Origin of the sequence: Limnohabitans sp. YIMB22184 (genome assembly GCF_048020265.1) — a bacterium.
Lineage (GTDB): Bacteria > Pseudomonadota > Gammaproteobacteria > Burkholderiales > Burkholderiaceae_C > Limnohabitans_A.
Genome location: NZ_CP171843.1, coordinates 1,514,903 through 1,529,786 on the forward strand (window position 1 = coordinate 1,514,903; position 14,884 = coordinate 1,529,786).

Annotated in this window: 16 protein-coding genes; 2 read left to right on the top strand and 14 right to left on the bottom strand. The window is 60.6% G+C overall.

Going from position 1 to position 14,884, the window contains the following annotated elements; genetic code table 11:
- Positions 1 to 18: 18 nt before the first annotated feature.
- From ACHEXL_RS07140 to ACHEXL_RS07175, 8 genes are read right to left on the bottom strand one after another with little or no spacing between them, the layout of a single operon-like run.
- On the bottom strand, positions 19 to 621 hold the full coding sequence (locus ACHEXL_RS07140) for a Maf family protein (RefSeq protein WP_416561269.1): 603 nt from the start codon (positions 619 to 621) through the stop codon (positions 19 to 21).
- Positions 618 to 1,085 carry a 23S rRNA (pseudouridine(1915)-N(3))-methyltransferase RlmH gene (gene rlmH, locus ACHEXL_RS07145; RefSeq protein WP_291926640.1) on the bottom strand — a complete coding sequence of 156 codons (468 nt, stop codon included), beginning with the start codon at positions 1,083 to 1,085 and terminating at the stop codon, positions 618 to 620. The genes ACHEXL_RS07140 and rlmH overlap by 4 nt, the downstream gene beginning before the upstream one ends.
- 6 nt (positions 1,086 to 1,091) lie before the next feature.
- The gene (rsfS, locus tag ACHEXL_RS07150) at positions 1,092 to 1,868 is read right to left on the bottom strand and encodes a ribosome silencing factor (RefSeq protein ID WP_416561270.1); all 777 of its coding nucleotides are present in this window, start codon (positions 1,866 to 1,868) and stop codon (positions 1,092 to 1,094) included.
- Positions 1,868 to 2,527 (bottom strand): nicotinate (nicotinamide) nucleotide adenylyltransferase, encoded by a 660-nt coding sequence (nadD, locus tag ACHEXL_RS07155; RefSeq protein ID WP_416561271.1) that lies wholly within the window; start codon positions 2,525 to 2,527, stop codon positions 1,868 to 1,870. The genes rsfS and nadD overlap by 1 nt, the downstream gene beginning before the upstream one ends.
- Complete coding sequence (gene hemF, locus ACHEXL_RS07160; RefSeq protein ID WP_416561272.1) at positions 2,524 to 3,444, bottom strand: oxygen-dependent coproporphyrinogen oxidase; 921 nt, start codon at positions 3,442 to 3,444, stop codon at positions 2,524 to 2,526. Before hemF ends, nadD begins: the two co-directional genes overlap by 4 nt.
- A gap of 24 nt (positions 3,445 to 3,468) precedes the next feature.
- Entirely contained in the window at positions 3,469 to 4,122 is a 654-nt protein-coding gene (locus tag ACHEXL_RS07165; protein ID WP_416561273.1) for a 1-acyl-sn-glycerol-3-phosphate acyltransferase, read from the bottom strand.
- Positions 4,123 to 4,138: 16 nt separating this feature from the next.
- Positions 4,139 to 5,419, bottom strand: a complete 1,281-nt coding sequence (gene purD, locus ACHEXL_RS07170) for a phosphoribosylamine--glycine ligase (protein WP_416561274.1) — start codon at positions 5,417 to 5,419, stop codon at positions 4,139 to 4,141.
- A 9-nt stretch (positions 5,420 to 5,428) separates the two neighbouring features.
- Positions 5,429 to 6,154 carry a YebC/PmpR family DNA-binding transcriptional regulator gene (locus ACHEXL_RS07175; RefSeq protein ID WP_416561275.1) on the bottom strand — a complete coding sequence of 242 codons (726 nt, stop codon included), beginning with the start codon at positions 6,152 to 6,154 and terminating at the stop codon, positions 5,429 to 5,431.
- A gap of 71 nt (positions 6,155 to 6,225) precedes the next feature.
- Between ACHEXL_RS07175 and ACHEXL_RS07180 the strand changes: the two genes are divergently transcribed.
- Positions 6,226 to 7,749, top strand: coding sequence for a helicase HerA-like C-terminal domain-containing protein (locus tag ACHEXL_RS07180; protein WP_416561276.1), 1,524 nt, complete (start codon positions 6,226 to 6,228; stop codon positions 7,747 to 7,749).
- An 89-nt stretch (positions 7,750 to 7,838) separates the two neighbouring features.
- Here the strand turns inward: ACHEXL_RS07180 and rplI are convergent, their stop codons facing one another.
- From rplI to ppsA, 6 genes are all read right to left on the bottom strand, one after another.
- Complete coding sequence (gene rplI / locus ACHEXL_RS07185) at positions 7,839 to 8,291, bottom strand: 50S ribosomal protein L9 (RefSeq protein WP_416561277.1); 453 nt, start codon at positions 8,289 to 8,291, stop codon at positions 7,839 to 7,841.
- 11 nt (positions 8,292 to 8,302) lie between these two features.
- Positions 8,303 to 8,584, bottom strand: a complete 282-nt coding sequence (gene rpsR, locus ACHEXL_RS07190) for a 30S ribosomal protein S18 (protein ID WP_019427495.1) — start codon at positions 8,582 to 8,584, stop codon at positions 8,303 to 8,305.
- 14 nt (positions 8,585 to 8,598) lie between these two features.
- Positions 8,599 to 8,886 (bottom strand): primosomal replication protein N, encoded by a 288-nt coding sequence (gene priB, locus ACHEXL_RS07195; protein ID WP_416561278.1) that lies wholly within the window; start codon positions 8,884 to 8,886, stop codon positions 8,599 to 8,601.
- 17 nt (positions 8,887 to 8,903) lie between these two features.
- Positions 8,904 to 9,269 carry a 30S ribosomal protein S6 gene (rpsF, locus tag ACHEXL_RS07200; RefSeq protein WP_019428749.1) on the bottom strand — a complete coding sequence of 122 codons (366 nt, stop codon included), beginning with the start codon at positions 9,267 to 9,269 and terminating at the stop codon, positions 8,904 to 8,906.
- A 94-nt stretch (positions 9,270 to 9,363) separates the two neighbouring features.
- Positions 9,364 to 11,478 (bottom strand): VC_2705 family sodium/solute symporter, encoded by a 2,115-nt coding sequence (locus tag ACHEXL_RS07205; protein WP_416561279.1) that lies wholly within the window; start codon positions 11,476 to 11,478, stop codon positions 9,364 to 9,366.
- A gap of 34 nt (positions 11,479 to 11,512) precedes the next feature.
- Entirely contained in the window at positions 11,513 to 13,903 is a 2,391-nt protein-coding gene (ppsA, locus tag ACHEXL_RS07210) for a phosphoenolpyruvate synthase (RefSeq protein WP_416561280.1), read from the bottom strand.
- A 146-nt stretch (positions 13,904 to 14,049) separates the two neighbouring features.
- Here ppsA and ppsR point away from each other — a divergent pair, with 146 nt between their 5' ends.
- Positions 14,050 to 14,871 carry a posphoenolpyruvate synthetase regulatory kinase/phosphorylase PpsR gene (gene ppsR / locus ACHEXL_RS07215; RefSeq protein WP_416561281.1) on the top strand — a complete coding sequence of 274 codons (822 nt, stop codon included), beginning with the start codon at positions 14,050 to 14,052 and terminating at the stop codon, positions 14,869 to 14,871.
- Positions 14,872 to 14,884 lie beyond the last annotated feature (13 nt).

A 14,884-nucleotide genomic window follows, 5' to 3' on the forward strand; every position in this document is an offset into this window, starting at 1 on the left:
TCTGGCGGGCGCGAACGCTCAACAGCGCACGCCCAGGGACCGCAGCAAGGCGGCGGTCTCGAACAGCGGCAAGCCCATGATGCCTGAATAACTGCCCCGGATCTGTTCAATATGGGCAGCCGCCCTGCCCTGCACCCCGTAGGCTCCGGCTTTGCCCATGGGCTCACCCGTGGCCACGTAAGCACGGATTTGCGCCGTGGTCATGGGCGCAAAGCGCACCCAGGATTCGGACACCGCTGAGAGCCGCTTCGCCCCCTTTTGCACCGCCACTGCCGTCAGGACCCGATGCGACTGGCCTGCCAGCCGCTGGAGCATGCGCATGGCATCGGCGGGGTCAGCTGGTTTGCCCAAAATGTCCCGCCCCAGGCACACGGTGGTGTCCGCGCACAGCACGGGCGCTGCAGGCAAGCCCTGGCGCTTCATGCGTCGCACGGCGGCATCGAGTTTGAGCCCCGTGACGCGCGCCACATAACGCGCAGGCGCTTCCGAACCATGCACAGCTTCCAGAGACTCGGCATCTTCATCAGGCCCAGCCAGCAGCAACTGATGAACCACCCCAATTTGGTCGAGCAGCTGGCTGCGTCGGGGGCTTTGGGAGGCGAGGTAAATGAAATCGCTCATTCGCGGTGGTAAGGGTGGTTGGCGTTGATGGACCAGGCGCGGTACAGCTGCTCGATCAACAGCACCCGGGCCATGGCGTGGGGCAAGGTCAGGTCAGACAGGCGAATGCGCTCGTGTGCGGCTTGCCGGAATTCGGGCTCGAGCCCATCGGGGCCACCAATGACCAGGGCCACATCGTCGCCACCGAGCTGCCAACTGGTCAGGCGCGTGGCCAGGGCCTGCGTGGTCAGGTTGCTGCCGCGCTCGTCCAGCACGACGATGCGGGTGCCACGGGGGATGGCCGCTTCGATGCGCTGGCGCTCAGCGGCATACAGGTTGGGCAGGGTTTTGGAGCCCCGGGGCTCGGTTTTCACGGCCTTGAGCTCGACCTTGAGCTCAGGCGGAAAACGTTTGGCGTAGTCGTCCCAAGCCGTCTGAGCCCAGTCGGGCACGCGCAGGCCGACCGCCACGATCAGCAGCTTCATGCAGGATCAATCGGCTTTGCGGCGGGTGGTGGCTTGCACGGCCTTACGGGCCGGGGCCTTTTTGGCTGCGGGTTTCACGGCAGGTTTGGCCGCTGATTTCGCAGCGGGCTTGGCCGTGGGCTTGCCCACCGTCTTCACCGTGGGCTTGCTGGTCGGGCTGCTGGCTTTCGGGGCCGTTTTTGCAGCGGTTTTTGTCGACGTTTTAGCGGGTGCCTTGGCAGCAGGTTTGGCTGTTTTGGCAGGCGCCTTCAAGGCGGGTTTGGCCTTGGCAGCCGTTTTGGTGGCTGGTTTGGCTGCAGACTTTTTGGCAGCCGGTGTTTTGGCCGCTGTGGGTTTGGCTGCAGCTTTACCCGTGGCTTTTTTCGCCACCGAGTTTTGGATGTGGCCTTTGACTTCAGCCGTCGCTGCGGGCTTGGGCGCACCGAACTTCAGTCGCACAGGCGTGCCGCCCCAGATTTCTTCCAGGTTGTAATAAGTGCGGATGGTCGGCTGCATGACGTGCACCACGGCCTGGCCGCAGTCGACAATGATCCATTCGCCGTTGTCTTCGCCCTCGATGCGGGGCTTGCCAAAACCGGCGTTGCGCACTTTGTCACGCACGCTGGCGGCCAAGGCCTTGGTTTGGCGGTTGGAGGTGCCCGAGGCGATGATGACCCGCTCAAACAGCGAAGACAGGTGTTCGGTGTCAAACACCTGGATTTCTTGGGCCTTGACGTCTTCCAAAGCGTCCACAATGGCCCGCTGGAGTTTCTGGATGTCTTTTTTGGCAGCGTTTTCGGTCATCAATGGGGCCTGTAAAGGTGGTGTTCGTGAATATAGCGCTCAACAGCGGGGGATACCAGACCGGTCAGGGCCTGCTCTGTGGCCGCCAGCACACGGATGTCCGTGGCACTGTGGGGCATCAGCGGCATGTCGAGGGGGCGGATGCGCGCTTGCAGCGTGTCTGAAATGGGGGGGGGTGAATCAGGCGCATCCGAATTGTCATTCCAGGCACGCACGGCCATATCACGACCTGCGGCGCAGATTATAGCGATGCGGCCGATTTCACCGATCTGGTGCCAGGCGGGCAATGAGCGCCGCTGGTCATCGCCCAGCAGCAGATACAGCTGCGCTTGCGGGTATTCGGCCTGCAACTCGCGCAAGGTGTCCACCGTGTAGCTGGGGCCGGTGCGCAGGATTTCGCGCTCATCCACGACCACTTGCGGCACATGCACGAAAGCCAGACGCGTCATGGCCAGGCGGTGCTTGGCATCGGACAACTGACGCGGCTTGTGCCAGGCCTGGCCCGTGGGCAAAACCCGCACCTGATCGAGCTGAAGCTGGGCGATGGCCGCCTCAACCAAGGCCACATGGGCCAGGTGGGGCGGGTCAAAGGCGCCGCCAAAAACGCCCAGGCGCTGCACGCTGGCCTTGGCGTTGTCCGTGACTGGCGGCAGGCTCAAACCCAGTCCTTGGGCACCAGGAAGTGGCTGAGCAAACGTGCCTCGGGCGAGCCCGGCTCGTCCTGGCGCTGATACGACCAGCGCACCTCGGGCGGCATGGACAGCAAGATCGATTCGGTGCGGCCGCCGGACTGCAAGCCGAAATGCGTGCCCCGGTCCCAGACCAGGTTGAACTCCACATAGCGGCCGCGGCGGTAGAGCTGAAAGTCGCGCTCGCGCTCGCCATAAGGGGTGTCCTTGCGGCGCAGCACGATGGGCATGTAGGCCGCCAGCAAGGCATCGCCCACACTTTGCAGCATGGCAAAACTCTGCTCCATGCCCAACTCGGAAAAGTCGTCAAAGAAAATGCCGCCCACACCGCGTTGCTCGTGGCGATGCTTGTTGCAAAAGTAATCGTCGCACCAAGCCTTGAAACGCGGGTGCAAGCCTTCGCCAAACGGCACCAACGCGTCCTTGCAGGTCTGGTGGAAATGCACCGCGTCTTCGTCAAAGCCGTAATAAGGCGTCAGGTCCATGCCGCCACCAAACCAGGCTACGGGCGCCCTGCCCTCGGGCTTGGCCGCGATCATGCGCACGTTCATGTGCACCGTGGGCACATAGGGGTTACGCGGGTGGAACACCAGGGACACGCCCATGGCCTCAAAGGCCGAACCCGCCAGCTCAGGGCGGTGCTGGGTGGCCGAAGGTGGCAACTGCGGTCCTGTCACGTGCGAAAAGCCACAGCCAGCGCGTTCAAAAATGGGTCCGCCTTCCAAAATCTGGGTGATGCCATTGCCCTGGAGTTTTTCGCCCGGGTCTTTTTGCCAGGCATCGGTCAGGAAAGGGGTGCCGTCGAGGTCAGTCAAGGCCCCGGTGATGCGGGACTGCAAGCCCACCAGATAGTTTTTGACGGTGCTGAGTTCAAAAGGGGTGCTCATGGTGGGGAGGAAAGTTGAAAGGTTTCAGGAAACGGTCGTGGTGTCTGAAGGGGACGATGGCGTCGCCTGAGTAGGGCTCCACGGAAGGATCGGGCCCATCTGGTGCACATGAAAGCCCTGCACGCCTTCGAACACTTGGGCCATGTGGGCGTAATCGCGCTCGACCTGGCCGGTCAGATCGTAAAAGTCCACCACACTGAAGCGGCGCTGACCCCAGTCGAGCTTGACGAGCGCCAGAGGCACTTTCGCGCCCAGCGCCAGCTGGTAAAAACCACTGCGCCACCCCGGGGTGTGGCTGCGCGTGCCCTCCGGGGCCAGGCCCAACCAGAGCAACTGGTCGTTTTGTTTGTGTTGCTCGAACACATGCACCATCTGGCCGACCACGCCGCGAGAAGAGCTGCGGTCAATCGGGATGCCGCCCACCCAGCGCATCCATGCGCCCACCAGCGGAAACTTGAACAGCGAGTCTTTGCCCCAAAAGTGCGCCGGAATGCCCAGCGCCCATTTGGCCAGCATGCCGATCGGAAAATCCCAGTTGCTGGTGTGCGGGTAGACGATCGCCACACCCTGGCGGGTGGGAAAGCCCTCGAAGTCCAGACGCCAGCCCAGCATTTTCAGAATCCATCGGGCCAGGCGGGAGCCCTTGAAAGTCACAGGATGGCGGGTCAAGGTGCTCATGAAGGGTCCAGGTGCTTCAGTTCTTGATAGCGCGGTAACCAATGTCCCGGCGCATTTGCATGCCATCAAAGGCAATCGGGCTGGCGGTTTGGTAGGCTTTTTGCTGCGCCTGCTTGACCGAATCGGCCAGCGCCGTGACGCACAGCACGCGCCCACCCGAGGTGAGAATTTGGCCGTCTTTTTCGGTGGTGCCCGCATGGAACACCATGGCATCGTCCTGGTCTTTGGGCAGTCCGCTGATGGCATCGCCCTTTCGCGGGTTGAGTGGGTAACCGTGCGCGGCCATGACCACGCCCAAAGCCACACGGCGGTCCCATTCCATCTCCAGCTGATCCAGACCTTCCGAAGTGGCTGCCAGCAGCACCTCCAGAAAATCCGATTTCAGGCGCATCAAAATGGGCTGGGTTTCGGGGTCGCCCATGCGGCAGTTGAACTCCAGGGTCTTGATGCGGCCCTGCGGGTCGATCATCAGGCCCGCGTACAAAAACCCGGTGTAGGTGATGCCGTCCTTTTCCATGCCCCGAATAGTGGGCAGAATGACTTCGCGCATGGCGCGGGCGTGCACCTCGGCCGTGACCACCGGCGCGGGCGAATACGCACCCATGCCCCCGGTGTTGGGCCCTTCGTCCTTGTCCAGCAGGCGTTTGTGGTCTTGGCTGGTGGCCAGGGCCGCCACGTTTTGGCCATCGCACAGCACCATGAAGCTGGCTTCTTCACCCTGCAAAAACTCTTCGATCACCACCCGCGCACCGCCCGCGTTGTGGGCCACACCCAGGGTGTTGTCCAAGAGCATGAAATCGATCGCTTCGTGGGCTTCGGCCAGCGTCATGGCCACGACCACGCCTTTGCCCGCCGCCAGGCCGTCGGCCTTGACCACGATGGGCGCGCCCTTTCGGTCAACATAGGCGTGGGCCAGGGCCGCGTCGGAGAAGGTTTCGAACTCAGCAGTGGGGATGCCATGGCGCTGCATGAAAGCCTTGGAAAACGCCTTGGAGCTCTCCAGTTGGGCCGCTGCTTGCATGGGCCCAAAAATGCGCAGGCCGTGGGCTCGGAAATCGTCCACGATGCCTGCGGCCAAAGGGGCCTCGGGGCCCACCAGAGTCAGACCAATGCCGTTATCGATGGTCCACTGGCGCAACGCTGCCAAATCGGTGATCGGCACATTGACCAGGTTCTTGTCTTTGGCTGTGCCGCCGTTGCCCGGTGCCACGTAAACCTGCTGGACTTTGGGCGACTGCGCCAGTTTCCACGCCATGGCGTGCTCACGGCCACCACTGCCGACTACCAATACTTTCATCAAACTTCCTTAATTATCAATTTCGGCGTTGTGGAAAACGTTTTGCACATCGTCCAGATCTTCCAGCACATCCAGCAATTTCTGCATTTTGACCGCATCATCGCCCGAGAGCGAAACGCTGTTTTCTGCCCGCATGGTCACTTCGGCAACTTCGGGCACCAAACCGGCTGCCTCCAGCGCATTTTTCACGGCTTCAAAATCTGCGGGCGAAGTCAACACCTCGATGGCGCCCTCCTCGTCGGTGATGACGTCTTCGGCGCCCGCCTCCAGCGCCACCTCCATGACTTGGTCTTCGCTGGTGCCCGGGGCAAAGACCAGCTGGCCGCAGTGTTTGAACTGGAAAGCCACCGAGCCTTCGGTGCCCAGATTGCCGCCGTGCTTGCTCAGGGCATGACGCACCTCGGCCACCGTGCGCACCCGGTTGTCGGTCATGGTGTCCAAAATGATGGCCGCGCCGCCGATGCCATAGCCTTCATAGCGGATTTCTTCGTAGCTCACGCCTTCGAGGTTGCCGGTGGCCTTGTCCACATTGCGCTTAATGGTGTCGGCCGGCATGTTGGCCGCTTTGGCCTTTTCAATGGCCAGGCGCAAACGGGGATTGGCGCTCACATCACCGCCACCGGTGCGGGCAGCCACCATGATTTCACGCACCACGCGGGTCCAGATCCGTTGTCTTTTTTCGTCTTGTCGGCCCTTGCGGTGCTGAATATTTGCCCATTTACTGTGGCCAGCCATCGGGAATTCCTTGAATGTTGATTTAACCTAGAGGCTGGATTTTACTTTTCACTCCGGGGAGGAGATTTTCAATGGCTGATCCCATGTTGATGGCTCAAAACGCCCAGACTCAGTGTCACTTACTACCAGGTCTCGCCAACCGCCACGGCCTGATCACCGGAGCCACCGGCACCGGCAAAACCGTGACCTTGCAAACCCTGGCTGAAAACTTTTCTCGCCTGGGTGTGCCGGTCTTCATGGCCGACGTGAAAGGCGATCTGACCGGCATCAGCCAGAGTGGCAAGATCGGCGAAAAATTGGCCGCCGTGCTCAAAGACCGGGGCATTGCCCTGCCCGAGCCCATGGCCTGCCCCACCACCTTGTGGGACGTGTTTGGCGAGCAGGGCCACCCGGTGCGGGCCACCATCTCGGACATGGGTCCCCTGCTGCTCACCCGTATGCTAGGCCTGAACGAAACCCAGGCCGGGGTGCTGAACCTGGTGTTCAAGATTGCGGACGACCAAGGATTGCTGCTGCTGGACATGAAAGACCTGCGGGCCATGCTGCAGTACGTGGGGGACAACGCCAAACAGTTCACCACCGAATACGGCAACATCAGCGCCGCCAGCATCGGGGCCATCCAGCGGGGTCTTTTGCAAATCGAAAGCCAGGGCGGCGATCGATTCTTCGGTGAGCCCATGCTCAACATCGAAGACTTCATGCAGACCGATGCCCAGGGCCTGGGGGTGGTGAACATCCTGGCGGCCGACAAACTGATGAACTCGCCGCGTCTGTACGCCACCTTTTTGCTGTGGATGCTGTCCGAGCTGTTCGAGGTGCTGCCCGAAATCGGCGACCCTGAAAAACCCAAACTGGTGTTCTTTTTTGACGAGGCACATTTGCTGTTCAAGGACGCGCCTGCGGCCCTGGTCGAGCGCATCGAACTGGTGGTTCGTTTGGTGCGATCCAAAGGTGTGGGGGTGTATTTCGTCACTCAAAACCCGCTGGACATCCCGGACAGCGTGCTGGGCCAGCTGGGCAACCGGGTGCAGCACGCCCTGCGCGCCTACACCCCGCGCGACCAGAAAGCTGTGGCTGCGACAGCCCAGACCATGCGCCCCAAAGCAGGCCTCAACATCGAAGCGGCCATCACCGAGTTGGCCGTGGGCGAAGCCCTGGTGAGCTTTCTGGACGCCAAGGGACGCCCTTGCGAGACTGAACGAGTGTTTGTACTGCCACCCGCCAGCCAATTGGGGCCCATCACACCAGCGCAGCGGCAAGCCCTGATTCAGAACTCCCTGGTGGCTGGGGTATATGAAGCCCACCATGACCGGGACTCGGCCTACGAAAAGATCAAGGCAGGCGCGTCGTCAGACGAGGGCAACGGCGCCGCGACGCTGCCGGGCCAGGCCACAGCACCGGCCGACAAAGAAGGCGGCCTGATGGGCGGCCTGTCCGACATGCTGTTTGGCAGCACAGGCCCCCGAGGCGGACAACGCGATGGGGTGGCTCAGTTGGTGGTCAAGAGTGCCGTGCGCACAGTGGGCTCAGCCATTGGGCGTGAAATCGTAAGAGGTGTGTTGGGCGGCTTGCTGGGTTCAAGTCGTCGCCGCTGATCGTTGTCGCTGCTCATTACCGCTGATGGCGGACAAAAAAAACCGCCGGGTACAGACCCGGCGGTTTTCTTAGAAGGTCTATCGACAGATCAGGCTGTTTCGCCCAACACAGTCACCGTCACGTCCACCACCACATCGGTGTGCAAAGCCACTGCCACAGTGGATTCGCTCACGGTTTTGATGGGGCCGTGGGGCATGCGAATTTGAGACTTGACCAGCTTGTAGCCTTGCTTGTTCAGCTCTTCGGCGATGTCATGGTTGGTCACGGAACCAAACAAACGACCATCGACGCCGGCTTTTTGCGACAGCTTCACGACCAAACCGGACAATTTCTCGCCTTGGGCTTGGGCTTCGGCCAATTTGGCGGCAGCGGCTTTTTCGAGTTCAACGCGGCGAGCTTCGAACTCGGCCTTGTTGGTCTCGGTGGCGCGGCGGGCGCGGCCTTGGGGGATCAGGAAGTTACGGGCATAGCCGTCTTTGACCTTGACGATATCGCCCAGGTTACCCAGGTTCACAACCTTTTCGAGCAGGATGATTTGCATGGTTGGACTCCTTAGACTTTGTGCTGGTCGGTGTAGGGCAACATGGCCAAAAAGCGTGCGCGCTTGATGGCTGTGTTGAGCTGACGCTGAAAGATGGCGCGGGTGCCAGTCAGGCGTGCAGGAATGATCTTGCCGTTTTCGGCGATGAAGTCACGCAAGGTGTCCACATCTTTGTAGTCGATTTCTTCGACGCCGGTCACGGTGAAGCGGCAAAAGCGCTTGCGCTTAAACAGCAGTGACTGGGTGTTGCGCTTGGGGCGCTTGTCTTTGTTGAATTTTTTGAACGTGGCCATGGGGCCTCCTGAAATTAATCTTGCTGAAACTCTTGAATGTGCAACACGACACTTTTGCCTTGTCGAGGGGTGGCCAAAAAGCCTTTGAATGTCCAAACACTGCCTACCGCTTGCTTGACCAGTCTTTCAGCCAGTAACCCGAAGGCCAAGGCACGAAGTTTCAACTGGACTTTGCGCATCTGCCCGGCCTCTTGAACTTCAGAGGCGTGCTCCAGAATCAAATCGAGAGCAGGCAAACCGGCAGGGGTGTATCGCAAAGCGGCTTGCTCGGCAATACAGGCGGTCAGTTCGGTACGGTTCACTCCTCAACAGGCACGTGTCAAGCGGCGAATTCGGCTTGTTGTGACTTGCGGGCTTCTTCGCGCTCGACCGTCTTCATCATGGACGAAGGTGCGGTGTCGGCTTTCTTCTTGAGCACAGTCAGGTGACGCAGCACGGCGTCGTTGAACTTGAAGGCGTGCTCCAGTTCGGCCATGACGGCTTGGTCGGCTTCGATGTTCACGCACAGGTAGTGGGCTTTGCCCAGCTTGTTGATCTGGTAAGCCAGTTGACGGCGGCCCCAGTCTTCAACACGGTGGATATTGCCACCGCCGGCAGTGATCATGCCTTTGTAACGCTCCAGCATGGCTGGAACTTGTTCGGACTGATCGGGATGGATCAGCAAAATGATTTCGTAATGACGCATTGAGACTCCTTGCGGTTAACCCAAAAGGTTGGAAAAGCCGCCCCCAGCGTCTGTCGGGGTGCGGCAAGGCGAAGCCTGCAATTATAGCTTGAAATCAGAGGCCGGTATAGCCGCCGTCTGTACGGCCCGCTGGGGCCGGCAAGGGTTGGCGGGGACCGACCCAATGAGCCGGCAGCAAAAGGGTCAGCAGCAGCATCACGCCAAAGCCTGTGGGCACCCCAAAAACACCCGCTGACAGCGGCTGAATGCCAAACCACAGCCCCGAACTGGGGTCCAAACCCCAAAAATGCCGGAATCCGGGCGCATTGACCACCATGTAGTAAAGCGTGACGCCCAAACCCGACAACATGCCCGCCACCACCGCCGGGCGGTGAACTTTGTGCCAAACCATGCCCAAAACCATACCCGGGAAAAACGCGGCTGCTGCCAATGAAAAGGAAGTCGAGACCAAGGCCAAGATTTCGGCCGGCTTGAATGCAGCCACCACGGCGGCCAGCATGGCCACCGCGAGCAGCGCAAATTTGGAGAGGATAACGCGCCCTTCGGCCGATTTGGGCTTGCGCTCCCTGCCGGGGCCAATGTCGTGCACCAGGGCATTGCTGATGGTCAGGAGCAGGCCATCGGCTGTTGACAAGGCGGCGGCCAGGCCACCGGCAGCCACCAGACCCGACACCACAAAAGGCATGCCCCCCATCTCCGGGGTGGCCAGCATGATCATGTCGGCCCCCAGCTTCAGCTCACCCAGTTGCAGCACGCGGTCACCGTTGACATCGGAAAACTCCAGCAGCGCAGAATCCAGCCGCGCCCATTGCGCCATCCAGCTGGGCAAATCTTCAAAACTGCTGCCCACCAGGTTGTTCATGACCTCGAACTTCACCAGTACGGCCAAGGCCGGCACACTCAGGTAGAGCAAACCAATGAAAAAAAGCGACCAGGCCACCGAACTGCGCGCCTGGGCCACCGACGGGACGGTGTAAAAACGTGTCAGCAAATGCGGCAAACCCGCCGTCCCGACCATCAGGCAAAACACCAGGGCCAGGAAGTTGAGCCGGGATTCGCCAAACTGCTTGACCTCTTCAGGGCTGCCCTGCGGGTTGCCGGCAAAAGCCTGGGCATGAGGGGGCATGCCGCCCAAAGGCTTGGCCCGCTCCCGGTTCTCCAGCATGGCCCGGGTCCACTGCTCGCGGGCTGCAGCGGCATCTCGGGGCACGGCCAACAACTCACGCCGGGCTTGGGCGATGGCGGCGTAATCGGCCGATTGGGCCTTGAGCACACGGATTTTTTCTTCCAGCTCCTGGCGCAACGAGACCATCGCGCCTTCGACATTTTTCAGCCGCGCCTCGTACACCTGGGCACGGCGGGCAAACTCCTGGCGGACTTCGATCTCACCGGGGTCGTTGATCAGCTTCTTTTCAATCGCCTCGATTTGCGCCAACTGCTGACCGTAGACCAGGGGTGCCAAAGGGCTTCCGAGTTGCTTGTAAGCGAGCCACGACACAGGGATCATGAACGCCAGCAACAGCATGATGTACTGGGCCACCTGCGTCCAAGTGATGGCCCGCATGCCGCCCAAAAAAGAACACAACAAAACCCCGCCCAAACCGAGCAAGATGCCAATCTCGAACTGCACGCCAGTCAAACGGGAAGCGATCAGTCCAATGCCGTAGATCTGAGCCACCACATAGGTGAACGAACACAAGACCGAAGCCAGCGCAGCAATGATGCGCGGCCAGCGCCCGCCGTAGCGCTGGTCAAAATAGTCGGGCAAGGTGTAGAGCTTCATCGCCCGCAACTGCGGCGCAATCAGCAAGGCGACCAGACAAAAACCGCCTGTCCAGCCCATCACATAAGCCAAACCACCGGGCTGCTGGCCGCTGCCAGAAAAGCCCTGCAGGTACAGCGCCCCGGCCAGACTGATGAACGACGCCGCGCTCATCCAGTCAGCAGCTGTGGCCATGCCGTTGTACATCGCCGGGATGCGCCGGCCAGCCACGTAATACTCGTCCTCGTCGGTGGTCCGGCTAGAAATACCAATCAAGGCATAAATCATCACCGTGCTGAACAGGAAGATGGGGCCAATCAGGTTGCGCGACAAACCCCAGCGTTCAGCCCAAGCCATGGCCCCCATCAAACTGACAAGGATGGCGACATAAATCAGCACATTGCGGTGAAGCCGCCATGACTTGGCCGTATGGGGACGAACTGCCATGGCTGGGGTCACCGCAAAGTCTGAAGCGTCGCCATCAGCGACCCAGGTTGGTCCAGGTTCCGATGACGGTGTCGGGGTTCAGCGAAATCGAGCTGATGCCCTGGTCCATCAGCCAATGCGCAAAGTCGGGATGGTCCGAGGGGCCTTGACCGCAAATGCCGATGTACTTGCCCTGCGCCAAACAGGCTTTGATGGCTTGCGAAATCAAGGCTGTGACCGCCGGATCGCGTTCGTCAAAATCAGCGGCCAGCAACTCCATGCCCGAGTCGCGGTCCAGACCCAAGGTCAGCTGAGTCAGGTCGTTGGAGCCGATTGAGAAGCCATCAAAGAATTCCAGGAACTGCTCGGCCAGGATGGCGTTACTGGGCACCTCGCACATCATGATGAGCTTGAGGCTGTCTTCGCCACGGCGCAAACCCTGGCTGGCCAGCAGCTGGGTGACCTTTTCGGCCTGGCCCAAGGTGCGCACAAAAGGCACCATGATCTGCACATTGGTCAGGCCCATCTCGCCACGCACCCGCTTGAGGGCCTCGCATTCCATGGCAAAGGCCTCGCCAAAGTCTTCACTGATGTAACGGGCAGCGCCCCGGAAACCCAGCATCGGGTTTTCTTCTTCCGGCTCGTAACGGCTGCCGCCAATGAGCTTGCGGTACTCGTTGCTCTTGAAGTCGGACAAACGCACGATGACCGGCTTGGGCCAGAAAGCGGCGGCAATGCTGGCCACACCTTCGGCCACCTTGTCGACGTAAAACGCGCGGGGGGACGCATGGCCACGGGCCACCGATTCCACGGCTTTTTTCAGGTCAGCGTCGATGGCGGGGTAATCCAGGATGGCCTTGGGGTGCACACCGATGTTGTTGTTGATGATGAACTCCAGACGCGCTAGACCCACGCCCGCGTTGGGCAGCTGGGCAAAGTCAAACGCCAGCTGCGGGTTGCCCACGTTCATCATGATCTTGGTTTTGATCTCGGGCAGCACGCCGCGCTGGATCTCGCTGATCTCGGTTTCCAGCAGACCGTCATAAATGTGGCCGGTATCGCCCTCGGCGCAGCTGACGGTGACCAAGGTGCCCTCGGTCAATTGCTCAGTGGCATTGCCGCAACCCACCACCGCCGGAATGCCCAGCTCGCGGGCAATGATGGCGGCGTGGCAGGTGCGCCCGCCCCGGTTGGTGACGATGGCGCTGGCGCGTTTCATCACGGGTTCCCAGTTCGGGTCGGTCATGTCGGTCACCAGCACGTCGCCGGGCTGGACTTTGTCCATCTCGCTGATGTTGTGCACCAGACGCACGGGCCCCGTGCCGATCTTCTGCCCAATCGCGCGGCCTTCAGCCAGGATGGTGCTTTTGCCTTTGAGTTTGTAACGCAGCTCAGGCGCGCCCTTGGCCTGGCTTTTCACGGTTTCTGGACGAGCCTGCAGGATGTAGAGCAAGCCGTCGGTGCCGTCTTTGCCCCATTCGATGTCCATGGGGCGGCCATAGTGCTGCTCGATCACCACCGCATAGCGAGCCAATTGCTCGACCTCGTCATCGGTCAGGCTGTAGCGGTTGCGCAGCTCGGTGGGCACATCGGTGGTTTTGACCAACTTGCCCGACGCGGCTTTTTCTTCCGGTGTGGCAAACACCATTTCGATGAGTTTGGAACCCAGGTTGCGGCGGATGACGCTGCGCTTGCCCGCCGCCAGCATGGGCTTGTGCACATAGAACTCGTCCGGGTTGACCGCGCCCTGCACCACCGTTTCGCCCAAGCCATAGCTGGAGGTGATGAACACCACGTCTTCAAAGCCGGATTCGGTGTCAATGGTGAACATGACACCGGCCGCACCCAGATCGGAGCGCACCATGCGCTGCACACCCGCCGACAAAGCCACATCGGCGTGGGCAAAGCCCTTGTGCACGCGGTAGCTGATGGCACGGTCGTTGTAGAGCGAGGCGAACACCTCTTTCATCTTGTGCAGCACGTCGTCGATGCCGACCACGTTCAGGAAAGTTTCCTGCTGGCCAGCAAAGGACGCGTCTGGCAGGTCTTCGGCCGTGGCCGAGGAGCGCACCGCAAACGAAGCCTCAGGGTTGCCGCCCTGCAGGCGAACGAATTCTTCACGAATGGCTTTTTCCAGATCGGCCGGGAAAGGCTGGGCTTCGACCATGGCGCGAATTTCAGCCCCTGCCGCGGCCAAAGCACGCACGTCTTCGGTGTCCAAAGCGTCCAGTCGGGCGTTGATGCGCTCAGTGAGGCCGCCAAACGCCAAAAACTGACGAAACGCGTGGGCGGTGGTGGCAAAGCCCGTGGGCACCCGCACACCCGATGGCAGCTGGGAAATCATCTCCCCCAGGCTGGCGTTTTTGCCACCAACCGACTCGACGTCGGTCATGCGCAATTGTTCAAAGGGGACGACCAGGGCGGTCTCACTGAAAAGATCAGACATGCTAAAGCTCCAAAGTTAAAACCGGGCTCCAGGGCGCAGGTCAGGGTTTTGCTTGTTCTTTGAATAGAACCCTGATTCGACCACGGTGGATAATTGACCGATTTTAGGGGTCTTGTTGACCTCGCACTTTGAAATAAATGACGAGCATGTCAAAACGCACTGTATTTTTTGTCTCTGATGGCACCGGCATCACGGCCGAGACTTTTGGCAACGCCATCCTGGCGCAATTCGACATGAAAACGCGGCATGTGCGGCTGCCTTTCACCGACACCATCGACAAGGCACACCAAGCGGTGCGGCAAATCAACCACACGGCCGACACCGAAGGCAGCAAACCCATTGTCTTCACCACCCTGGTGAACATGGATGTCCTCAAGGTCTTGCAAGAGCACTGCCAGGGCATGCTGCTGGACATGTTCGGCACCTTCGTGAACCCGCTGGAAAACGAGCTGGGCATCAAGTCGCACCACCGGGTGGGCCGTTTTTCGGACGTGAGCAAAAGCAAGGAATACCACGACCGGATCGAGGCCATCAACTTCTCGCTGGCCCACGACGATGGCCAATCCAACCGGGACCTGGAATCGGCCGATGTGATTTTGGTGGGCGTGAGCCGCAGCGGCAAAACACCGACCAGCCTGTACTTGGCCATGCAACACGGCCTCAAAGCGGCCAACTACCCCTTGATTCCGGAAGACTTTGACCGCAAGCAGCTGCCCCCTGCCCTGGTGCCGCACCGCAAAAAAATCTTCGGCCTGAGCATTCACCCCGATCGCCTGGCCGAAATCCGTGCGGAGCGCAGGCCCAATTCGCGTTACGCCAGCATCGAAAACTGCCGCATGGAGGTGTCTGAAGCCGAGGCCATGATGCGCCGCTCGGGCATCCGCTGGCTGTCCACCACGACCAAATCGATCGAAGAAATCGCCACCACCATCCTGCAGGAAATCAAACCGGAGCGGCTGATTTACTGAGCACTAGCCCAAG

Coding starts and splice junctions, on each gene's coding strand:
- ppsR (WP_416561281.1), top strand. CDS start 14,050: ATGTCAAAACGCACTGTATTTTTTGTCTCTGATGGCACCGGCATCACG.
- rsfS (WP_416561270.1), bottom strand. CDS start 1,868: ATGACCGAAAACGCTGCCAAAAAAGACATCCAGAAACTCCAGCGGGCC.
- purD (WP_416561274.1), bottom strand. CDS start 5,419: ATGAAAGTATTGGTAGTCGGCAGTGGTGGCCGTGAGCACGCCATGGCG.
- rpsR (WP_019427495.1), bottom strand. CDS start 8,584: ATGGCCACGTTCAAAAAATTCAACAAAGACAAGCGCCCCAAGCGCAAC.
- ACHEXL_RS07140 (WP_416561269.1), bottom strand. CDS start 621: ATGAGCGATTTCATTTACCTCGCCTCCCAAAGCCCCCGACGCAGCCAG.
- hemF (WP_416561272.1), bottom strand. CDS start 3,444: ATGAGCACCCCTTTTGAACTCAGCACCGTCAAAAACTATCTGGTGGGC.
- ACHEXL_RS07205 (WP_416561279.1), bottom strand. CDS start 11,478: ATGGCAGTTCGTCCCCATACGGCCAAGTCATGGCGGCTTCACCGCAAT.
- ACHEXL_RS07175 (WP_416561275.1), bottom strand. CDS start 6,154: ATGGCTGGCCACAGTAAATGGGCAAATATTCAGCACCGCAAGGGCCGA.
- rplI (WP_416561277.1), bottom strand. CDS start 8,291: ATGCAAATCATCCTGCTCGAAAAGGTTGTGAACCTGGGTAACCTGGGC.
- ACHEXL_RS07180 (WP_416561276.1), top strand. CDS start 6,226: ATGGCTGATCCCATGTTGATGGCTCAAAACGCCCAGACTCAGTGTCAC.
- rpsF (WP_019428749.1), bottom strand. CDS start 9,269: ATGCGTCATTACGAAATCATTTTGCTGATCCATCCCGATCAGTCCGAA.
- rlmH (WP_291926640.1), bottom strand. CDS start 1,085: ATGAAGCTGCTGATCGTGGCGGTCGGCCTGCGCGTGCCCGACTGGGCT.
- ppsA (WP_416561280.1), bottom strand. CDS start 13,903: ATGTCTGATCTTTTCAGTGAGACCGCCCTGGTCGTCCCCTTTGAACAA.
- ACHEXL_RS07165 (WP_416561273.1), bottom strand. CDS start 4,122: ATGAGCACCTTGACCCGCCATCCTGTGACTTTCAAGGGCTCCCGCCTG.